Raw genomic sequence first — 19,009 nt, 5'->3', positions numbered from 1 at the left:
GATATGAGTTGAAACAGTACAAGAACTATGAAGAATTAGTCAACGACATCGATCAATATATGCGATTTTACAACGAGGAACGTTATCAGGAGAAATTAAACAACCTGGCACCGATGGAGTACCGGTACCAGGCCGTAGCGTAGTTCTAAGCTTTTTTCTTTTTTACTGTCTACTTGACAGGGTGCAGTTCAAAAGGCGCCGGCTTTTCTCATTAATAAACTTTATCCCCATTAAAAATCGAGTTCTTCACAACAACATAATCCACATGCTTGATTGCTTCAAGGGTGTTACCACCTGCGTAAGAGATCGAGGACTGCAGATCCTGCTCCATTTCAGTGAGTGTATCCTGCAGAGATCCTTTATGTTCCACGAACATTTTCTTTCCTTCAACGTTCTTCTTTTCGCCTTTTTGGAACTCAGACGCTGACCCGAAGTATTCCTTTACCAGCTTGCCATCAACCTCAGTTGTTTCGCCAGGGGATTCCTCGTGTCCGGCAAAAAGCGATCCGATCATCACCATCGATGCACCGAAGCGGACAGACTTGGCAATATCGCCGTGCGTACGGATCCCGCCATCAGCGATAATCGGTTTACTTGCAGCCTTCGCGCACCAGCGAAGCGCCGCCAGTTGCCAGCCACCCGTACCAAAGCCCGTTTTGATCTTCGTGATACACACTTTACCAGGTCCGATCCCAACCTTCGTCGCATCCGCACCGGCATGCTCAAGCTCACGCACGGCTTCAGGCGTTCCAACATTCCCTGCGATCACAAAGCTCTCCGGTAAATGCGCCTTAATATGCTGAATCATCCGGATCACGGCATTCGAATGGCCATGTGCAATATCAATTGTGATGTAATCAGGAACAAGCTGTTCTGCCGCAAGCTGCTCAATAAAGCCATATTCCTCTTCCTTCACCCCAACACTGATCGAAGCAATCAGGCCTTTAGACTGCATCTCTTTAATAAATGCGATACGCGTCTGCGGTTCAAAGCGGTGCATGATGTAAAAATAACCGTTCTCAGCAAGATAAGCCGCAATCTTCTCGTCAATAATCGTCTGCATATTGGCAGGCACAACTGGCAGCTTAAACGTATGCTTCCCAAACTGCACAGCCGTATCACACTCAGATCGACTTTCTACGACACATTTTGCGGGAATTAACTGAATATCCTCGTAATCAAATACATTATCCATATAAAACACTCCTAAAAGCGAATATTATTTTTAATTTAATTAATATTGTTCGTACATATAATAATTTACAGGAGAGTGTAGCGGATGTCAAAGGCTGGTTTTATGAAAGGGTGGAAATTGTGTCGGGCTTGTGGAGGGGTAGGGCATTTGGCATGATTTTGTGAACGATAGTGCGAATTCTGTGAAAGGACAGCAGTATTTTGCGAAACACTACGTGAATCTTGAGAAACAGGCCAGTAATTTTGCGAAGGTGGGTTAATATCCTGTGAAACATCTGAAATCAACAAAATTCATCAAGTATTTCTAAAATCGCATACAGTTCAGTAAACTCCAAAATCAAAAAAGTGAGTGGGAAACATCACTCCTCTAAGAAATGACCCGCACCAGGGATTTTGATGCGCTGGTGAAAGAATGGTGAGGTGAAATAAGTCATTCAAAACATAGATGAGTGGATTTTGTTATGTCAAAAAGCTTTATAATAGTGGTGAGGATCAACTGACGTAAAGGGAGGTTTTATTTATGAAAAAAATTATCTACCATGTTGCCACTACAGTTGATGGGTATATTGCGCATACTGACGGAAAAGCAGATACAGGATTTGCGCACGAAGGTGATCATGTGACTGATTATATAAACAGTCTGCAGGAAGATTACAGTGCTGTCATTATGGGACGTAGCACATATGAATACGGGTATCAGTTTGGTCTTGAAAAAGGAAGGCCTGCTTATGCCAATATGCCGAATTATGTGTTCTCCTCTTCCCTTGATTTCCCGACTTTTGAGGGGCTTAAGATTGTCCGTGAAGATACAGTATCCTTCGTCCGGGAGCTTAAGATGGATGAGGGTAAACCCATTTATTTATGTGGTGGTGGCCGTTTTGCTGCTCACCTGTTTGAACATCAACTTATTGATGAACTATTACTTAAAGTCAACCCTGTGCTTTTTGGTAATGGGATCAGACTGTTTGAAACCGTAAAAGAATATGAAGTCGCCTTAAAATTGTTAGATCAGAAAGTATACGAAAACGGGGTCATGCTCCAAAGATATAAAATCGAATACTAACCCCGCACATCCAAAGCACCCCCAGCCATCTCAAAAAACTCCGAATCGCCTTATAATCATGATAAATCCAACATGAAGTGAGGGCGATGAAGGTGCTGGTTTATCAGAATGGGATGTCTGGTTTGCGGGTTCATGCTTTTTCGACGGGTCATGTGAAGGTGAAGAAGGCGCATCGTCAGTGGAGAGGGCCGACTGCGTTCAGGCTTCCTGCTTTGATGGCGTCTGTATCATGGACGGAATGGCTGCCGATCTGGTGCTGGCTGGTAGAGCTGCCTGATATGAAATTTATGGTGGATACAGGGGAGACGCACCGGGTGAAGGATCCTGAATGGTTTAAAGGAGACCCGGGGAATGAATGGATGCTGAAGCGGATTCTGCGTTTTGATATTGAAGAGAAGCACACGCTTGAAGCACAGCTGAAAAAAAGTGGAATTGATCCTGACTCAATCGATTTTACGATTTTGACACATGCCCATACGGATCATACTGGCGGTTTGTCAGCAGTAGCGGGAAAGCCAGTGATCATGTCGCGGATAGAATACGATCATGCAATGCGGACGCCGCGTGGCGCGGTTCCTCATCAGTGGCCGAAGCATATGCAGATCAAACCGACTGATCTCCCGCATTCTGACTCTCTGTTTAAGGATGCGGATCATTCATTGCATCCAAATGTTTCAATCGTAGCAACGCCGGGTCATACTGCCGGACATCAGTCAGTCATTGTACGTGATAATGGGCTGTCCTTGTTCTTTGCCGGTGATGTGACCTTTAATCAGGAGCAGCTGCTTCATTATCATTTACCTGGCATTACTGAAAACTCGGAGCTTGCAGTGGAAACGATTGCTGCGATTCGTTCCTATTCACTCTATCATCCAACCATCTATATGCCGTCGCATGATCCGGAGTCCGTGACCAGGCTGATGGAGCAGGCGGTTGTGGAGCGAAAGAAGATCGGTTGAGATTTGAGCACCAGTCCTTTGATGGTCTGGTGTTTTTTTACGTGCTGGACGTGGAACAAGATTACTTGCCCGGCTAAATGATATCCGCGGCAAAATCACCTCAGAATATTAGTCTTTTTGTCTTGAAAAAATAGTCCCAAATACGCTTAATAATGGACTGGGAGGGTATACAGAATAGCAAATAACGTTATAGAAGGGTAGTTTTGTTAATGCAACCATTTTCTCTGAATTCCTCCACCCATTCCTTCAAGTCTGTTGATGAAGTAGCCGATACGATTCTCCAGATGATGAGTATGTTTGTTAACGTCAATACCTTGTTTATCGCGAGGAATGACCGCCATACAAATGAAATTACCCACGTTTTGAACAAGAACCAGCCGCTGTTGGCAAAAGGGGATACTTTGCCCTTTGAGGAAACGCTATGCAAGGTGAGTATTGATCATGGTAATGAGCCGCTTTACATAAACGATCTGAATGAAAGTCATTTGACGAATGCGCTGAATGTGACCCGTAATCTTGGTGGGGGCAGTTTTATCGGAATTCCCATTTATTATGCCAACGGGAAAAATTATGGTACGATCTGCGGGCTTGATACGTCAACCTTTGAAGTGACAAAGGAACAGCTGACACTTTTTCAGACGATGGCTTCCATGCTTTCTTTTGTGATCAGTCTTGATTACGCCAACAGTCAGATTCAGAGTTTATCCGTTCCGTTTGTTCCGATTGCAGAAGGAGTTGCGATTTTGCCGATTATCGGGATCATCACAGAGGACCGCGTTAATCAGATTAACGAAGCTGCCCTGATTAAAAGTAAGGAATTATCGCTGGATTATTTAATAATTGACCTTTCCGGCGTTGTCGAGATTGATGATTTTGTCAGCGCCTCACTTTTAAAGATCGCGACGCTACTGAAAATGGTCGGCGTTGTGCCAGTCTTGACGGGAATGCGACCGGAGCTTGCATTACAGGCGATCCAGTCGGGCATTCATTTAAAAGATGTACTTATTGAAGCGAACCTTCAGCGTGCATTGCATCAAATTGGTTTCTCATTAAAGAAACATGATTCATAAACGTCGGTTAACCTCATCACTTCACAAATGATGAGGTTTTGTCTTATAATCAAATAGGTCTTTAGTTTATAAAACTAAAGTATGATTTTAGGGCTAAAGGGAGATTTTTCAGGTGGATAGGAGAATTACAATATTATGAAAACGCTATCAGTAAACGAAGTAAAGATACAGAAGCTTGAAGCCTTTCTGCAGGTGATCCCGACGATTCATGCCATGATGCCGGATATTGGCATCGGTCTCGTGAATACAAAAGAGTGGCTTGCCTATTTTCCTGGGCGCAAATTAAATATCGGCGCACAGGCTGGTCGACTGATTGATCCGAACGAACCGCTTGCTGAATGTATCCGTTATAAAAAAGAGATTCGTCAGGAAGTGCCGGAGGAATTTTTCGGTATTTCATTTACAGGCCTGGCGATGCCGATTATGGAAGGAAACGAAATCATCGGGGCATTAGCCATCCAGATTCAGGAGCAGAATGAAAAAGCACTCCAGGCGATTGCTGATCAGATTTTTAAATCAATCAATGATGCAAACGAGCGGATTACCTCCATTCACAGTGGCTCTGAAGGGCTTGCCCAATACAGCCGTCAACTGCTTGAGCAGTCCAATGAAGCAGCAGATGCGATGAAAAACACGGATGAAGTCATTGGATTCATAAAAAAGATCGCAAGTCAGACGAACATCCTTGGTTTGAATGCATCCATCGAAGCAGCCCGTGCAGGAGAGCACGGAAGAGGTTTTAACATTGTGGCGCAGGAGATCCGTAAGCTGTCGAATGATACGCTTGAATCGACTGATAAAATCAATGATATGCTGAAAAAAATGCAATCCTCCATCACGGACATTCAGTCAATGGTTGAAAATGTCGTGGAAGTGGGCCGTAAGCAGGCACTTTCTACAGAAGAAGTATCCTCTTTTATTGATGAAATTGAAGAGATGAGTGTCAAGCTGAAGCAATATGCTGCAAAGCTGTAAAAACCGGATGCCGTATTCACACGGCACCCGGTTTTTTTTATACAAAGCGGTGTCTCCCTAAATGAAGCTCCTCCGCTATCATTTCAATTCCTTTTTCAATCTGATGTTTTTCCACTTTCGAAACATTGATCTTCAGCAGTTTCTCCTGATAAAAATCCTTCAAATAATGCTCATCCATCATTTCAAGCAGCACCTTTTTCTCTGCAAGAGCCCGAATCAGGGAAGGAAGGTTAACGTGTTTCGGCAGCGTCAGGTGGGTATGCATGGCCATCACAGAAGGAACCCGATAATCAGGGAGGTGCTTTTGCAGTGCTTTTTGAAGCTCCAGTGCCCGTTCAATATAAGCCTTTTTCACCTGATCTCTGTATCGCAGAAACATACCACTTTTAATATAAAGCTCAAGCGCTCCCTGCGAGATCATGGAGCTGTCGATATCACTGATCCGTTTAAAGCGCTGGAAAGATGTAGTCATACTGTCGGGCAGCACAGTCAGTCCGATTCTGAGACCGGGGAACATAATTTTAGAAAAGCTTTTCAAATATATCACGCGATCATGTATATCCATGGCATAAAGGGGATCGTTTTTTGTGCTCTCTTCAAAATCAGCAATATAATCATCCTCTACAATATAAACGTCATATTGATGGGCAAGCTTCAAAATGGTTGCCTTTTGCTTCTTTGATAAAGAGGTGCCAAGCGGATTATGAAACCGCGGCATACAGTAGAAAAACTTGATATCACCCTGCTGAAACATATGCTCCAGTCTGTTCAGATCAATGCCTTCTGCAGTCCGCTGAATACCTGCAACTGGAATGGAGTGTGCTTCCAGATAGCCAAGGTATAAATGGTAACCCGGCTGCTCCACTAGGATGCGGGAACGGCCATTAGGAAATGGCATCACGCTCAAAATGGACAGTGCGCGCTGGACACCGGATGTGACAAAAATCTGATTCGTTCCGGCAAAAACCTGATACGACTCGAGCAGCTTTTGCGCTTCCTTCAGCAATGAAGGGAGTCCGTGCGAGGTACCGTATTGAAACAGATCCTCCTGATATATGTCGATGGATTTATTCATACAGTGTTGAAAATCTCTGTAAGGAAAATGATGCCACGTTGGAGAGGCAGTAGCAAAATCAATGATGTTCTGATCCGCGGGCTTTGGCAGCATTTCGTGATCGACAACATAAAAGCCGCTTTTGGGAACGGCATATATCAAATGCTGTTCTTCAAGCTTGAACAAAGCTGTCTGAACGGTACTTGTGCTACAGGTATATTGCTGCTTAAGTGAGCGGATGGAGGGCACTTTTGATCCGGAGGGCATCTGTCCTGACTGGATCAATTGCAGAAGGTCATTATAAATGATTTCATATTTCAGCATAGTGTTTCCTCCCTGACATCTGTACCGGCACAGATGTCTTTTTTTCATCAGACGAAGCCCTGAAAACATTTTAAGATACACATATAGACCGAATCTCATGAAAAGGAGGCGAGTTCATTGTCTGTTAAAAGCAGGGCCTATTCGGCAGCGATTCTTGTTGCCATTATTATCGGTTTATCCTTTATGTTTGTCAAAATCTCACTGCAGTTTGCGACGCCGCTTGATGCACTGGCACATCGGTTTTCAATCGCTTTTATGGGAATGACGCTGTTTATGGCATCAACAGGTATATCCCTTGGTGCTGTTCGGTCAGGCGTAAAGAAGATCGTATTTCTTGCCGCTTTTTATCCGGTGATGTTTTTTGGTTTTCAGGCCTTTGGCATGCAGACGGTTTCTTCAGCGGAAGCAGGTATTATTCAGGCTGCAGTTCCGGTCTTTACCCTGATGCTTTCTGCGTTATGGCTAAAGGAAACATCATCGCTGAAACAGAAGCTTGCGATTGGTTTGTCGGTGCTTGGCGTGGTGTATATCATGCTGATGAACGGAGCAGGCAGTTCAGGCTTTCTTTTAGCAGGCATGATCCTCATTCTCCTATCTGTCATGTCTCAATCGGTTTATCAGGTGTTAACGAGAAAGCTGACACGAAATGTTTCTGTCTTGCTCATCACCTACGTCAGTACGCTTGTGGGCTTCCTTGTTTTTAATGCAGCGTCACTGACTCAGCATGTTTTAAATGGAACAATCACAGCTTTCTTCCAGCCGTTCAGTCATGCAGATTATACGTTTGCCACTTTGTATTTAGGAATTTTGTCGACACTGGTCACATCGTATTTAACGGCGTATGCATTATCGGTTTTACCAGCCTTTCAAATGAGTGTCTTTGGCAACCTGACTATCGTCATTACGATGGCAGCCGGAATGATTTTCTTACAGGAACCTCTCTACGGCTACCACTACATCGGCGCACTCATGATTATTCTGGGCGTCATTGGCGCAAATACAGCACGGGTAAAAGAGTCGCAGACATTAGTACCGATTATAAAATAAACCCACTATTCAGGAGGAATCACCATGACAACATCAACCCTAAAACCAACATTAAGCGTAAGAGAAGCGATTGAAACACGCCGCAGCATCAGAACGTATCAGGACCGAGCCATCAGCCGGGAGGATATTCATCAGATCATCGACCTTGTCCGTCTGACGCCAAGTGCTTATAATCTTCAGCCGTGGCGCTTTCATGTTGTAACAGATGCCGCTTTAAAAGAAAAGCTTCAATCCGTCTCTTACGGTCAAAAACAGGTTACATCAGCACCGGCTGTGATGCTGATGGTGAGCGATTCAGAAGAAATGATGAGAAGTATTCCCGAGATTGTGCACTTCGGATTGCCAGCAGAGCGTAAGGAACAGGAGATCAAGAGTCTGACAGAGATGTTTTCTCAAATGACAGATGAAGAGCGTTCAGCATGGGCACTTAATCAGACCAATATTGCCCTTGGTTTTCTGCTGGTCGCACTTCAGGGGCTCGGTTATGCAAGTAATCCGATGCTAGGCTTTGAGCCTGAGAAAGTAAAAGAGCTGCTTGGTCTGCCTGAACACGTTACTTTGGCTGCCATGGTGCCATTCGGTTATGCAGCCTCAGAAGGATATCCGCATCATCGTCTTGAAACAGAAAAGCTTGTTAAGATTCACGGGTAATGAAAGGGGCTGCGGCTCCTTTTTTTGTTGGTTTGAGGTGAAGAGACGCGGGACGGTTTTTTTTGTTATGTTCCGGCGTGTTATTTCATCGTTCCGTCGGAGAATTGTTCTGATTGAGCATTTTATTGTGTTGCTCTGGCATTTATTTGTATCGTTACCCCTCTGAATGGTGTTTTTTGTATTGAGCCGATTAATAAATGTACTGTTTCAGGTGGAAAATTGTACTGTTTCAAATCAGAATTGTATCGTTCACGATCCTCCTGACACTCCATCAAAACCCTTGCAAAATCATCTCCAAAACCCCGTAACCACGCGCTTGGCACAACAAACCATTTTAATCAATTAAACATAGTGATACACTAGTATATAGGAATTTATTAACCGGAAAGAGATGAAGGGCAGCTGTCGCTTCATTTTTTGCAAAATTTCAAAAGATAAGGGCGGTAAACATGAGTAACAGACATCAGCAGACAGACGTTATTTTAATTGGTGCCGGTATTATGAGTGCGACGCTTGGAGCCTTGCTGAAGGAGCTGAAGCCGGAGTGGAACATTTCCGTGTTTGAGCGTTTGAGCGGCGCGGGCGAGGAAAGCTCAAATGAATGGAATAATGCAGGTACAGGGCACTCTTCTTTATGTGAACTGAATTACACAAACGAAAAGCCGGATGGCTCGATTGATATTTCAAAAGCAGTGAAGGTTAACGAGGAATTTCAGGTTTCAAAGCAGTTCTGGTCCCATCTTGTAGATAGTGGCCTGCTTAATAATCCGCAGGAATTTATTATGCCATTACCTCATATGAGCCTCGTTCAGGGCGAAAAGAACGTTTCTTTTTTGAACAACCGATTTAAAGCGCTTTCAGATCATCCTTTATTTGAAGGGATGGAATATTCAGATGATCCTGACCAGCTAAAGGAATGGATACCGTTGATCATGAAGGGGCGTACGGTTGATCAGCCGATCGCGGCCACTAAAATTGATTCAGGTACAGATGTGAATTTCGGTGCGTTAACACGTAAGTTATTTGAGCATCTTGAAAATCAGGGCGTCGGCGTACACTATGAGCATCAAGTGGATGATATGACGCGTGCGGAGGATGGTTCATGGGAGCTGAAAATCCGTGATTTAAAAAATGAGCGTCTTGAGTACCACAAAGCGAAGTTTGTTTTCATTGGAGCCGGTGGGGGAAGTCTGCACCTCCTTCAGAAATCAGGTGTAAAAGAAGGTAAATCCGTCGGCGGTTTCCCGGTCAGTGGACTGTTTTTAGTATGCAAAAAGCCTGAGATAGTCGAGCAGCACTATGCAAAAGTGTATGGCAAAGCACCGGTTGGCGCACCGCCAATGTCTGTGCCGCACCTTGATACACGATTTATCGACAATCAGGCATCCCTGTTTTTCGGACCTTTTGCGGGATTCTCTCCAAAATTCCTGAAAACCGGATCAAATATGGATCTTATCACATCTGTAAAACCGGATAACCTCGTTACGATGGTGTCAGCTGGGGTGAAAAATATTCCGCTGACAAAATATCTGATTGAACAGGTCCTGCTTTCAAAGGAAAAACGCATGGAAGCACTTCGCGAATTTGTTCCTGAGGCAAATAGTGAGGACTGGGAACTGGTTGTAGCAGGTCAGCGTGTTCAGGTCATTAAAGATACGGAAGCTGGAAAAGGCACACTTCAGTTTGGAACAGAAGTCATCAGCTCAGAAGACGGCTCCATTGCCGCATTACTCGGGGCATCACCTGGTGCTTCAACATCCGTTTCCGTCATGCTCGAAGTGCTCGAGCGCTGCTTCCCGGATCACATCGGGGAGTGGGAGTCGAAGATTAAGGAAATGATCCCTTCATACGGTCTGACTCTATCTGAGAATCCTGAATTAATTCGTGAACTGAATACAAAAACGTCTGAAACGCTTAAGCTTGCAGCAGCCAGACAGACGGTTGTCTCAAATTAAATGTCAAGGACACTCTCTGTTCAATCGGAGAGTGTTTTTTGTTGGCAGTTTTTTACCTCAACATTTCGACAAAAATCGATAAAGTTCACAAAAATCAGGCGATATGCGTACGGGTATGCTTTACAATAGAAGTATGAACGAAGAACTGGGGGACATCATGATTAAACTTATCGCTGATTCAACGTGTGACCTGTCATTAGACATCCTCACACAATACAACATTGACATTGTACCTTTAACCATTGACATAGACGGAAACATTTATAAAGACCGGACAGAGCTTGAGCCTGAGGTGTTTTACAGTATGCTGAAGGATCTTACAAGCTTTCCTACAACAGGGGCGCCAAGTCCGTCAGAATATGTGGATGTAATGAAACAGGCCGTAGCAGATGGGCATGAAGCCATCTTATGTATTTGTATGTCCAGTGGGACGAGTGCTTCCTATCAATCAGCAGAGCTTGCGAAAGGTTATTTTTTTGAGGAATATCCTGACTCTGACATAAAGGTTCACGTTGTTGACTCAAAATCAATGAGTCACGGGAGCGGATGGCTGTTAATTAAGAGTGCCATGATGCGTGAGCAGGGTGCCTCATTTGAAGAACTGGTTACATTTAACGAGGAATACAAAACGAAAGTGAAGCATTTTCTGTCGGTAGATGATCTGAATCACCTGATCAGAAGTGGACGGATTTCCAATGCGAGTGCGATGCTTGGGAAATTCCTTATGCTGAAGCCGATTATGACGATGAAGGATGGTAAAGGCGCTGTTGTCGCAAAAGCGAGAGGGCGTAAGAAGGTTATCAGGCATTACGTTCAGGAATTTATTGAGCGGCATAACCCTGATTTGACAGACTTTATTATCATTGGTTATACAGATGATCAGATTGTTGCCACCGATCTTAAATCCGCTTTGATCAATGAAACAGATTTCACAGGTGAGGTTCATCTGATGCAGATGGGTGTTGCGGTTGGGACCCATGTTGGATTGGGCGCAATCTCGATGTTTTTTATGGAAAAATGATCAATCAAAAGGTCTTTCCCGCGCGTTACAAGGGAAAGACCTTTTTTAGGTTAGGTGAGCATCTTTTTGACAGCTTTTGTGATGTATTTGTCAGGCCAGGATCGCAACAGGCCGAAAATAGGGGATTCATGCAGCTGTAACGTCCGGATCTTATTCGTTGGTTCTCCTTTTAGAACCTGAGATAAAATGTGAAAGGTGAGCGTCAGATCCGTTTGTTCAGTAAAAAGCTCTACTTTCTCTGCCTCTGCACGGGTCAGCTGGAAGCCGTTCGTTTCAAAAATAACATCTCCGGGCTTCGGCTGCCGCTCCGCTTGAAGTTCAAGCAGATGGGCTAGATGAAGCTGTAACTGTTCTTTCGCTTGATTAAAATCAATGTTGCTCCACTTTCCTGCCTCTTTCAATATGGCCACATCCATAAGCTTTACTTCTGACAGACTTAACAGCTCAGGTGTAATGGACTCGTCCGGAATCTCAATCTCTTTTATTGCGCTATAGCAATTCGTGATCTCCATTTCATCATGAATCTCAAGTTCATTTTGCAGCGTAAGAACTTCTTCTAAAAGTGGGATATGCGGCTTAAGCTTTTGCTGAATGGTCTGCAGTTCCCTTAATGCCCCGATCACATTTAAGCTTTGGTCAGCAATCTCGTTGAACTGCCGCTCAATTGTTGCGATGCGTTTCACCGTCCGCTCCATAATCGGTTCTTCTGGCAATGTTATTTCATCTTTATTGACATCATATGTGATCTGAAACTGGCAGATCGGACATTCGCATAATATAGATTGCGTTTCATCGAGAATTGTCAGTTCCTTAGCGTGATCGCACATTTCCCAGCGCCAGGATCCCGGTATCTGGCGGTAAGGCCTCATCACAATTTCTACCCGGTGACGCCAGAATGCAATATCTTCCGGGAATTTTAATACAGCGAGCAGCGATGAACGGTTCATGGTCTCAACCGCATTTACAATCGGCTCTTTCGCCTCAGCCAGCTGGATAAATGGATGCTTTTTATAGGCGGCAGCAATCCTGTTAATCCATTGACTGCGTTCCTGCTGCTGAAGGTGTGCGCAAAATACATAATCCCGTACAACATGTCTGATATGGTCAGCCAGCTGTTCAGATGAAAGCTTGCTATACGTTTTTTCATAAAAAAGGGCATGGTCAATCGGCAGTCCGCGCTGAAGAGAATGGGTTGTCCACAAAAACATTTCAGGTCTGACCAGCATTGGATAAATATGCTCCTGTTTATATACAGGAATGGGAAGCATCGCTTTTTCTGATCCGATAAAACGGGAAAGCTGCTCTCTTTGCTCCGCGTCTAATGCGTTCAGTTCCTCCGTCACGGATTGTTGTATGCGTGACAATACTGCCCGCTCCTCTTTATGACCAATCGAACGAATCGAAGAATACCTGCGGCCTACTGGAACAAACAGCAGGTTTGAATAGGCATCAAACTCATATCCCAGCTGTTGAATACTCATGGCGAACAACTCCTTACGGCTAATACTTCTATTATACGATGAGAAAAGAAGGGGTTCGAATTTGGATGGTTAAATGGACGGATGAGGTAATCAAAATACCTAAATGATCTTAACCAATTTTTTGAATCCTTTCCACTTTATGAAGCGTAAATAAAAGAACGAATAAGGGGGAAATATGGATGACAAATAGAATCACGGTTATAGATGCATTAAGGGGATTAAGTTTATTCGGGATTTTACTGGCGAACATGCTGATTTTTCAATATGGAGCGTTTGGCAAGGACGAACTGGAGCCAACATCCTGGATTGATAAAGGGGCACTGGCTTTCCTGAAAATATTTGTCGAAACGAGCTTTATGCCGATTTTTGCTTTTTTGTTTGGCTATGGCATCATTAAAATGGTAGAGAGCTTAAGAGAGAAGGGTTTGAATCGAAAGCGCCACTTGATCAGACGGATGATTTTCCTCATTGTTCTCGGTATCATCCATTCCCAGTTCGTCTGGGAAGGAGACATCCTTTTTATGTATGGAGCGACGGGCTTTGTTCTTCTCTTTTTCGTTAGAAGAAAGGTGAAAACACTACTGATCTGGGCGACAGTTTTACTCGTTTTAACGTCCGCTCTTTCCTTTGGTGGACAGGAGTTCGCCGTTACCCCTGAGGAAAAAGCCAGGCTTTCTGAATATGTAGCAGACACAAATGATATTTATCAAAACGGTACGTATGCAGAGATCATGCACCACCGGACAACAGAAGATCCTTTTGTTATTGAGTCAGGAGCGTTTTTCTTTATCCTTTTGTTTGCTCCGTTTATGATACTGCCAATGTTTTTATATGGAATGGCTGCAGCAAAAATAAATGTATTTAGTAAGTTGCATTTTCACAGGAATACATTTAAGAAGGCGGCTATCTGGCTAATACCTGCCGGCCTTTTGTTGAAGGGATTTGCTTATTTTGCAACAGATCTGGGGATCAGCGGGTCTGCCTACATGCTGGGAGGTCCTCTGTTGGCATTCGGTTACATAGCATTCTTCAGCTGGTTTATGTATCAGAATGAATCATTGTTTGTTAGAGGGTTTGCTGCAATCGGGCGATTATCATTAACAAATTATCTGATGCAATCTGTCATCTGTGTCATCATTTTTTATGGCTTCGGCTTTGGCTATTTTACGCAGCTTGGTGTATTTATTGGCATTCTACTGGCGGTTGCGATCATGGCCTTCCAGTGGGTGGTCAGTTTGTGGATGATGTCAATCTTTAAGCAAGGTCCATTTGAAAAAGCCATTCGAATGTTCACCTATTGGTCATTATTCCGTGAAAGAAAATTACCGCCGGAAGTTTGGAAAAAAGCCCAGTAAATATAAGATTGAGAGCATCACAGCATTGTTAAAAATGCAGGGATGTTCTTTTTTTTGGAAAAAAGACTTTATTCTTTATTAAGAACATGTTATTCTCTACTAAGGGAGAAAAAAATGATCTTTTCTGGCTATTATGATCGGAATTGGTCGTAAGAAAGGAGTGAGAATCTGTGAGGATGATTGAAACATCAGATTCTGTCAGTCAACCATGCGCAAAACGTTCTTTATATAGAACAAAAGTTCAAAAAAGAACTTGGCTCTCATTTTTTATGAAGATTAGAGATCCAACAATAGGGTACACAAGAAGTAGCTGAAAATGTGTCTTTACTCCTGTATATTCTTCTGGCTTTTGCCCGGAGCTGTTAGTATAATAAAATTAATACGATATTCATATAAACGAATAAAAAAATCCCTATTTATAGAGGGAAAGACTTAAATATATCGTATTTTAAACATACTTTTGCCTCCCGGAAGCATATCAGGTGATTGCGGAATTAGCCAATGGAAATGAATATATATGCGAATGAGGAGGAAAACATACATGAAAAAATATATTGCGATTTTATTCAGTGCTGTTTTGTTTTTTGGACTTGGTACGGGGGCATTTGCTGCAGACTCATCGTCAGATACGGCAAAGGCTTATGAGATGATTGACAAAACAAACGCGGAGATTGCTGATGAAGTTGAAAAAGCCGTTGAGAAATCAGACAAGCTGTATGCTGATTATCTCGCTTCTGTTGAGGGGCTTGATACAAACAGCAAAGAATACGCCGACTTAACGGAAAAATATAATAAAAAGTTAGATAAAGTTGTCGATAAAGTATATAACAAGACGCTTGAAATGACAGCTGCTGCTATTGAAAAAGCAGCCGAACTCGGTGTTGTAGCCGAGTGTGAATGGATTCTGGTCCGCTTCGGAGACCGCGATGTCTGGATTGATCCAATTCGTGTTGTTCCTTGCTGCTACTAATAAAGCAGTAGTGATGATGCAATAGAAAATTTTTATAAGAGAAAAGAGTGGATGAATAGTGATTCCGCTCTTTTTGCTATCTAAACTGGAGGTGATACATATGTCATTTGTGATAAAGAAAAAGGATGAATATATAGAACAGTTTATTTCGGACAGTTTTGATATTAACCTTTTAGCCCGTGGTGACGGAACAGAAATCATGGTGCAGCATATCGCACAGGGCAGCTTATTTTATGTGTATCCCTCTGAACACTCGAACGTCATGGAATTTTATTATCTGCTTTCCGGAGAGATTACTGGAGAGGTTTACGGAGAGACTGTGATTCTTGATCCGAATGATTATTTTATCTCGAGTGATCTGGAAGAGCCGGTTCATTTCAGAGCCAGAACAGATGTGACAATGCTTTGGGTTATTACAGAACCAACCTTTCACGAGCTGAGCGCTGAATTTCAAACGTTAAAAAATATGGTTGAAATGGTTGAGAAAAAAGACCGTTATACATTTCAGCATAACAACCGTGTCGCTATGTATTCCGTAAAGATCGCGAGAAAATTGAAGCTTCCTAAAGAACAGCTGGAAAACTTATATATTTCCTCTGTGCTTCACGATGTCGGGAAAATTAATATTCCTGAGGAAGTACTGCTGAAACCCGGTCGTTTAACAGAAGAAGAGTTTGCCCTGATTATGCGTCATCCGATTGATGGAGCGGAGATGGTGAAGAGTCTGTACTTTGAGGGCATTTCAACGATCATTTTACAGCACCATGAACGCCTGAACGGCTCCGGTTATCCCTATGGATTATCCGGTGATGACATTGTACTTGAAGCACGGATTATTGCGGTAAGTGACACGTTCGATGCCATGACAGAGGACCGTGCCTACCGCAAAGCACTAAGTGCGCAGACGGCAGTGGATGAACTTGTCAAGCTATCAGGAAGTCACTACGATCCTATTATTGTCGATACGTTTGTTGAAATTTTAAAGGATGAAGGACGAATTTGATTGACACGTTGCACTTATTCCCTTAAAGTATTATTCATGCGATGAGCTCGTTTGCATAAGTCGGATAAGGATCCTTTTCGGAGGAACACGTTGTGGAGCGTGCCTTAACGCCGCAAATTTAGAGGAAGAGGCCTGGACATTTGTCCAGGCCTCTTTTTAATTTGTGGATATGAGGTTAACGGGTGGATTTGTGATGTTAGCCACAACTTTCGTTAGGTTGCAGCCAGGGTTTGTGAGTTTAGCAAATGCTTTGTAAGCTCCGAAGGCAAGTTCGTCCGTTCAGTGAGAAAAGTCCTGTCTGGCAGGAATTTTACAAATTAAAAAACCGGTCCCCCTTCTAACAATAAAGGGGTGACCGGTCTGCTGTTAACCTTTTTGTACCTGGTTTGCTTTCTTCCGGTTTCTCCGCATGGCTTTTGTGATGTAACCACCTTTGAAGTTTCGCGGCTCGTAAGACACGATAAAAGCACTCGGCTCGTACTGACTGACAATGTCGATAAACTCACGCTCGCGATCCCGGCGTGCGGTACAGTCGAGCCTGTAGCGGCGTGCCTGATTCATCCCTTCAACCTCCGAAGTTGAAACGCTGAACCCTTCGTCTCTCAAATTCTTAATTAAGTCCTCATTTTTGCTCATTATATTGACTTCAATCGAAACGAAACCAATCGCCAGACGCTGTTCGAGTATTTGCCCGAGGTATACCCCGATTCCGAAGCCCAGCGCGTAGGCTGCCATATTTAAATAGTTTGATAGATCACTAAATACAATACCAAGGGCAATGACATAAATAAAACCTTCCAACATTCCCATGGCTGCTGCTTTTTCCTTCATACCTTTAACCATCATAATGGTTCTTAATGTTAAAACCGGAACAAAGATCAGCTGTGCGACAAAGATGATGAGTGCTTGAAGCATATACCTGCCACCTCTTCCCAAAACGTTCTGTCTAGTTTAACAGGCGCAGGTTTAAAACAGCAAGGGGGATTTGATTAAAATTCGTACGAAAATGTGTAGGGAAGATAGAAATATTGACCTAAATGAGCTTCTGACAAATAGTACCTTTAACTTATTTTTACAAGAATGAGTGCTCTAGTGAAACAAGTGCCCTGTTTTGCCGTATTCTTACATAAGAAAGTGGGTGTGATAGATGAATAGATTATCCAAAATCATGATGTTAATCATTATTGGCACTTTTTTCATACAACCTTTGCCGACAAAGGCAGCTACTGTGTGGATCGAGGAGTCGCTGATTGAGGCGTATGCGGCTGAAAATGGAAATGTGGAAGTAAGAGAAACGCATACATATGAATTTGAGGGTTCATTTAGTGAGATTACGCGGACGTTGCCTGTGAGAGACGGGAAAACGATTGAAAATGTACGCGCTGCTGAAAATGGCTATGAGCTGAATGTGGTGAAGGATGGCGATACGTATGCGATTCAGCGCAGCGGTCAGGATGAGATTCTCACGATTCAGATCATCTATACGATCGTAGATGGGGTTGATTTTTATGAGGATCTGGCGCAGTTTCACTGGGGCTTTTTCGATGCGTCCAACCCGACAGATTTTGAAGATTTAACGATTCAGGTCTGGCCGTTTGAACCGGCGGAAGAGGGTATCGCTTTCGGTTACGATGAAGCGTACGGGAAAGAATCTGTGATGGATGGCGGAGCTGTGGAGTTTTATTACGGCAGGGTTCCGTCTAACCGTTCTGGTGACATCCGGGTAGCGTGGGATGCCGAAACATTTGGTCAGCCGGCGGATCCGGGGAATGGAGAGCTGCGGCCTGAGCTGATTGAGGCACTTCGCGGTATTGAAGAAGAGATTGTGGCACAGGAGGAAAACAGCCGTCTGTTTGGTATGATCGGTCTTCCTATCGTGCTGCTGTATGGTGTCTTTTTAATCTGGCGTATTTGGAAAAGTGGTCGCAATGCCCGAAAGGTTCGTAAAGAGATGGAGCAACAGGGAACGCAGCCTGAGGTGACGATGCCGGCATTGCTTTACTTTATGAATAAACGACTGACGAGACATGAGTTTCCTGATGAAACGATGGGGATTGCACTGCTTGAACTGATCCGAAAAGGAAACGTAAAGGAAGTTGAAGACGGACACTTCAGGCTCGTTGATGAATCAGGATTAAAAAAGCATGAGCAGAAGCTGGTGGACTGGCTATTTAAAAAGATGGGATCCGGTACGGACTTTAAGATGACGGATTTATCCCTTTACACCCTTTACGAGGACCAGCATAATCTGTTTCGCTATGACGACAACGTGTGGAAAGAAATGATTAAGAATGAAGTGCATCAGGAAGGCGGTTTATTCAAAGAAGCCTTAATGCATCGTGCCGGTATTGCCCTGACGAGTCTTGCTATGCTGCCGTTCCTCATTTTGTTCCCGGCTAACGGTCTGCCGTGGCATTTCCTTCTGTCATTCGCATTGACGCTTGTAGCGATCGGTTATGCGTATTTTTACAGACCATTAACGTTAAAAGGGGCAGCGGTTAAGCAAAAGTGGGAAGCCATAGACCGGGATTATCCGAAGCTTGAGACGCAGAAATGGGATCAGTGGGATGAAGAAGAAAAGCTTCGCGTCATGCTGTTTGGGCTAGGCATGGAGGATAAAAAGATGATGCGTAAAAACGATCATCTGCTGTACGAAGCGAACCATCAGCAGGATGCGATTGACAGTGTCAACAACTTGATGACCTATCACAGACAGTATCAGGCGATTATGCCAACAGTGAAAACAGCTTATGAGACGGTGGATAGTACGGATCGACGATAATAAAAAGCCTTTGTCCGCGGACAAAGGCTTTTCTGTATAAGTTTATTGTGGGTGAAATGTCACGATTTAGTGAAACGATGGTGAAACCTTTCGAACGTGGGCTGG

The 19,009-nt window shown here is 43.6% G+C and carries 16 protein-coding genes and 1 pseudogene; 13 read left to right on the top strand and 4 right to left on the bottom strand.

Annotation, left to right across the window (positions count from 1 at the left end; translation table 11 throughout):
- Positions 1-8 precede the first annotated feature (8 nt).
- Positions 9-143 (top strand): IS3 family transposase, encoded by a 135-nt coding sequence (locus E2491_RS07080; RefSeq protein WP_208528050.1) that lies wholly within the window; start codon positions 9-11, stop codon positions 141-143.
- Between the two features lie 68 nt (positions 144-211).
- Here E2491_RS07080 and guaC read toward each other — a convergent pair whose 3' ends face one another.
- A complete protein-coding gene (gene guaC, locus E2491_RS07075; protein ID WP_134374341.1) occupies positions 212-1,195 on the bottom strand; it encodes a GMP reductase in 984 nt (327 codons plus the stop codon).
- Between the two features lie 519 nt (positions 1,196-1,714).
- Between guaC and E2491_RS07070 the strand changes: the two genes are divergently transcribed.
- From E2491_RS07070 to E2491_RS07055, 4 genes are all read left to right on the top strand, one after another.
- Positions 1,715-2,257, top strand: a complete 543-nt coding sequence (locus tag E2491_RS07070) for a dihydrofolate reductase family protein (protein ID WP_134374339.1) — start codon at positions 1,715-1,717, stop codon at positions 2,255-2,257.
- A gap of 86 nt (positions 2,258-2,343) precedes the next feature.
- Entirely contained in the window at positions 2,344-3,216 is an 873-nt protein-coding gene (locus E2491_RS07065; RefSeq protein ID WP_134374337.1) for an N-acyl homoserine lactonase family protein, read from the top strand.
- A gap of 209 nt (positions 3,217-3,425) precedes the next feature.
- Complete coding sequence (locus tag E2491_RS07060) at positions 3,426-4,286, top strand: GAF domain-containing protein (protein WP_166805815.1); 861 nt, start codon at positions 3,426-3,428, stop codon at positions 4,284-4,286.
- 135 nt (positions 4,287-4,421) lie between these two features.
- The gene (locus E2491_RS07055; RefSeq protein ID WP_134374335.1) at positions 4,422-5,261 is read left to right on the top strand and encodes a methyl-accepting chemotaxis protein; all 840 of its coding nucleotides are present in this window, start codon (positions 4,422-4,424) and stop codon (positions 5,259-5,261) included.
- Positions 5,262-5,298: 37 nt separating this feature from the next.
- Here E2491_RS07055 and E2491_RS07050 read toward each other — a convergent pair whose 3' ends face one another.
- Positions 5,299-6,639 carry an aminotransferase-like domain-containing protein gene (locus E2491_RS07050; RefSeq protein ID WP_134374333.1) on the bottom strand — a complete coding sequence of 447 codons (1,341 nt, stop codon included), beginning with the start codon at positions 6,637-6,639 and terminating at the stop codon, positions 5,299-5,301.
- Between the two features lie 117 nt (positions 6,640-6,756).
- Here E2491_RS07050 and E2491_RS07045 point away from each other — a divergent pair, with 117 nt between their 5' ends.
- From E2491_RS07045 to E2491_RS07030, 4 genes and pseudogenes are all read left to right on the top strand, one after another.
- Positions 6,757-7,686, top strand: coding sequence for a DMT family transporter (locus E2491_RS07045; RefSeq protein ID WP_134374331.1), 930 nt, complete (start codon positions 6,757-6,759; stop codon positions 7,684-7,686).
- 24 nt (positions 7,687-7,710) lie between these two features.
- Positions 7,711-8,337, top strand: a complete 627-nt coding sequence (locus E2491_RS07040) for a nitroreductase family protein (RefSeq protein WP_134374329.1) — start codon at positions 7,711-7,713, stop codon at positions 8,335-8,337.
- 425 nt (positions 8,338-8,762) lie between these two features.
- Positions 8,763-10,292, top strand: a pseudogene (locus E2491_RS07035) (malate:quinone oxidoreductase); the annotation flags it as partial.
- Positions 10,293-10,449: 157 nt separating this feature from the next.
- On the top strand, positions 10,450-11,313 hold the full coding sequence (locus tag E2491_RS07030; protein WP_134374325.1) for a DegV family protein: 864 nt from the start codon (positions 10,450-10,452) through the stop codon (positions 11,311-11,313).
- Positions 11,314-11,363: 50 nt separating this feature from the next.
- Here E2491_RS07030 and E2491_RS07025 read toward each other — a convergent pair whose 3' ends face one another.
- Positions 11,364-12,794: an RQC-minor-2 family DNA-binding protein gene (locus tag E2491_RS07025; protein WP_134374323.1), complete on the bottom strand. Its 1,431-nt coding sequence runs from the start codon at positions 12,792-12,794 to the stop codon at positions 11,364-11,366.
- A gap of 179 nt (positions 12,795-12,973) precedes the next feature.
- Between E2491_RS07025 and E2491_RS07020 the strand changes: the two genes are divergently transcribed.
- The 3 genes from E2491_RS07020 to E2491_RS07010 all read left to right on the top strand — a co-directional run bounded on the left by E2491_RS07020 (position 12,974) and on the right by E2491_RS07010 (position 16,122).
- Positions 12,974-14,149, top strand: a complete 1,176-nt coding sequence (locus tag E2491_RS07020) for a DUF418 domain-containing protein (protein WP_134374321.1) — start codon at positions 12,974-12,976, stop codon at positions 14,147-14,149.
- A gap of 541 nt (positions 14,150-14,690) precedes the next feature.
- Complete coding sequence (locus E2491_RS07015) at positions 14,691-15,119, top strand: hypothetical protein (RefSeq protein WP_134374319.1); 429 nt, start codon at positions 14,691-14,693, stop codon at positions 15,117-15,119.
- 100 nt (positions 15,120-15,219) lie between these two features.
- The gene (locus tag E2491_RS07010) at positions 15,220-16,122 is read left to right on the top strand and encodes an HD domain-containing phosphohydrolase (protein WP_134374317.1); all 903 of its coding nucleotides are present in this window, start codon (positions 15,220-15,222) and stop codon (positions 16,120-16,122) included.
- 366 nt (positions 16,123-16,488) lie between these two features.
- On the opposite strand, the gene E2491_RS07005 is transcribed toward E2491_RS07010, so the two are convergent.
- The gene (locus tag E2491_RS07005) at positions 16,489-17,037 is read right to left on the bottom strand and encodes a DUF2179 domain-containing protein (protein ID WP_134374315.1); all 549 of its coding nucleotides are present in this window, start codon (positions 17,035-17,037) and stop codon (positions 16,489-16,491) included.
- Between the two features lie 232 nt (positions 17,038-17,269).
- Between E2491_RS07005 and E2491_RS07000 the strand changes: the two genes are divergently transcribed.
- Positions 17,270-18,904, top strand: coding sequence for a DUF2207 domain-containing protein (locus E2491_RS07000; protein WP_134374313.1), 1,635 nt, complete (start codon positions 17,270-17,272; stop codon positions 18,902-18,904).
- The last annotated feature ends 105 nt before the right edge of the window (positions 18,905-19,009 follow it).

Origin of the sequence: Jeotgalibacillus sp. R-1-5s-1, assembly GCF_004405105.1 — a bacterium.
In the GTDB taxonomy this organism is placed as follows: Bacteria; Bacillota; Bacilli; order Bacillales; family Jeotgalibacillaceae; genus Jeotgalibacillus.
The sequence above is the reverse complement of the archived record's forward strand: the minus strand, read 5'-3'. Positions and strand labels throughout refer to the sequence as shown.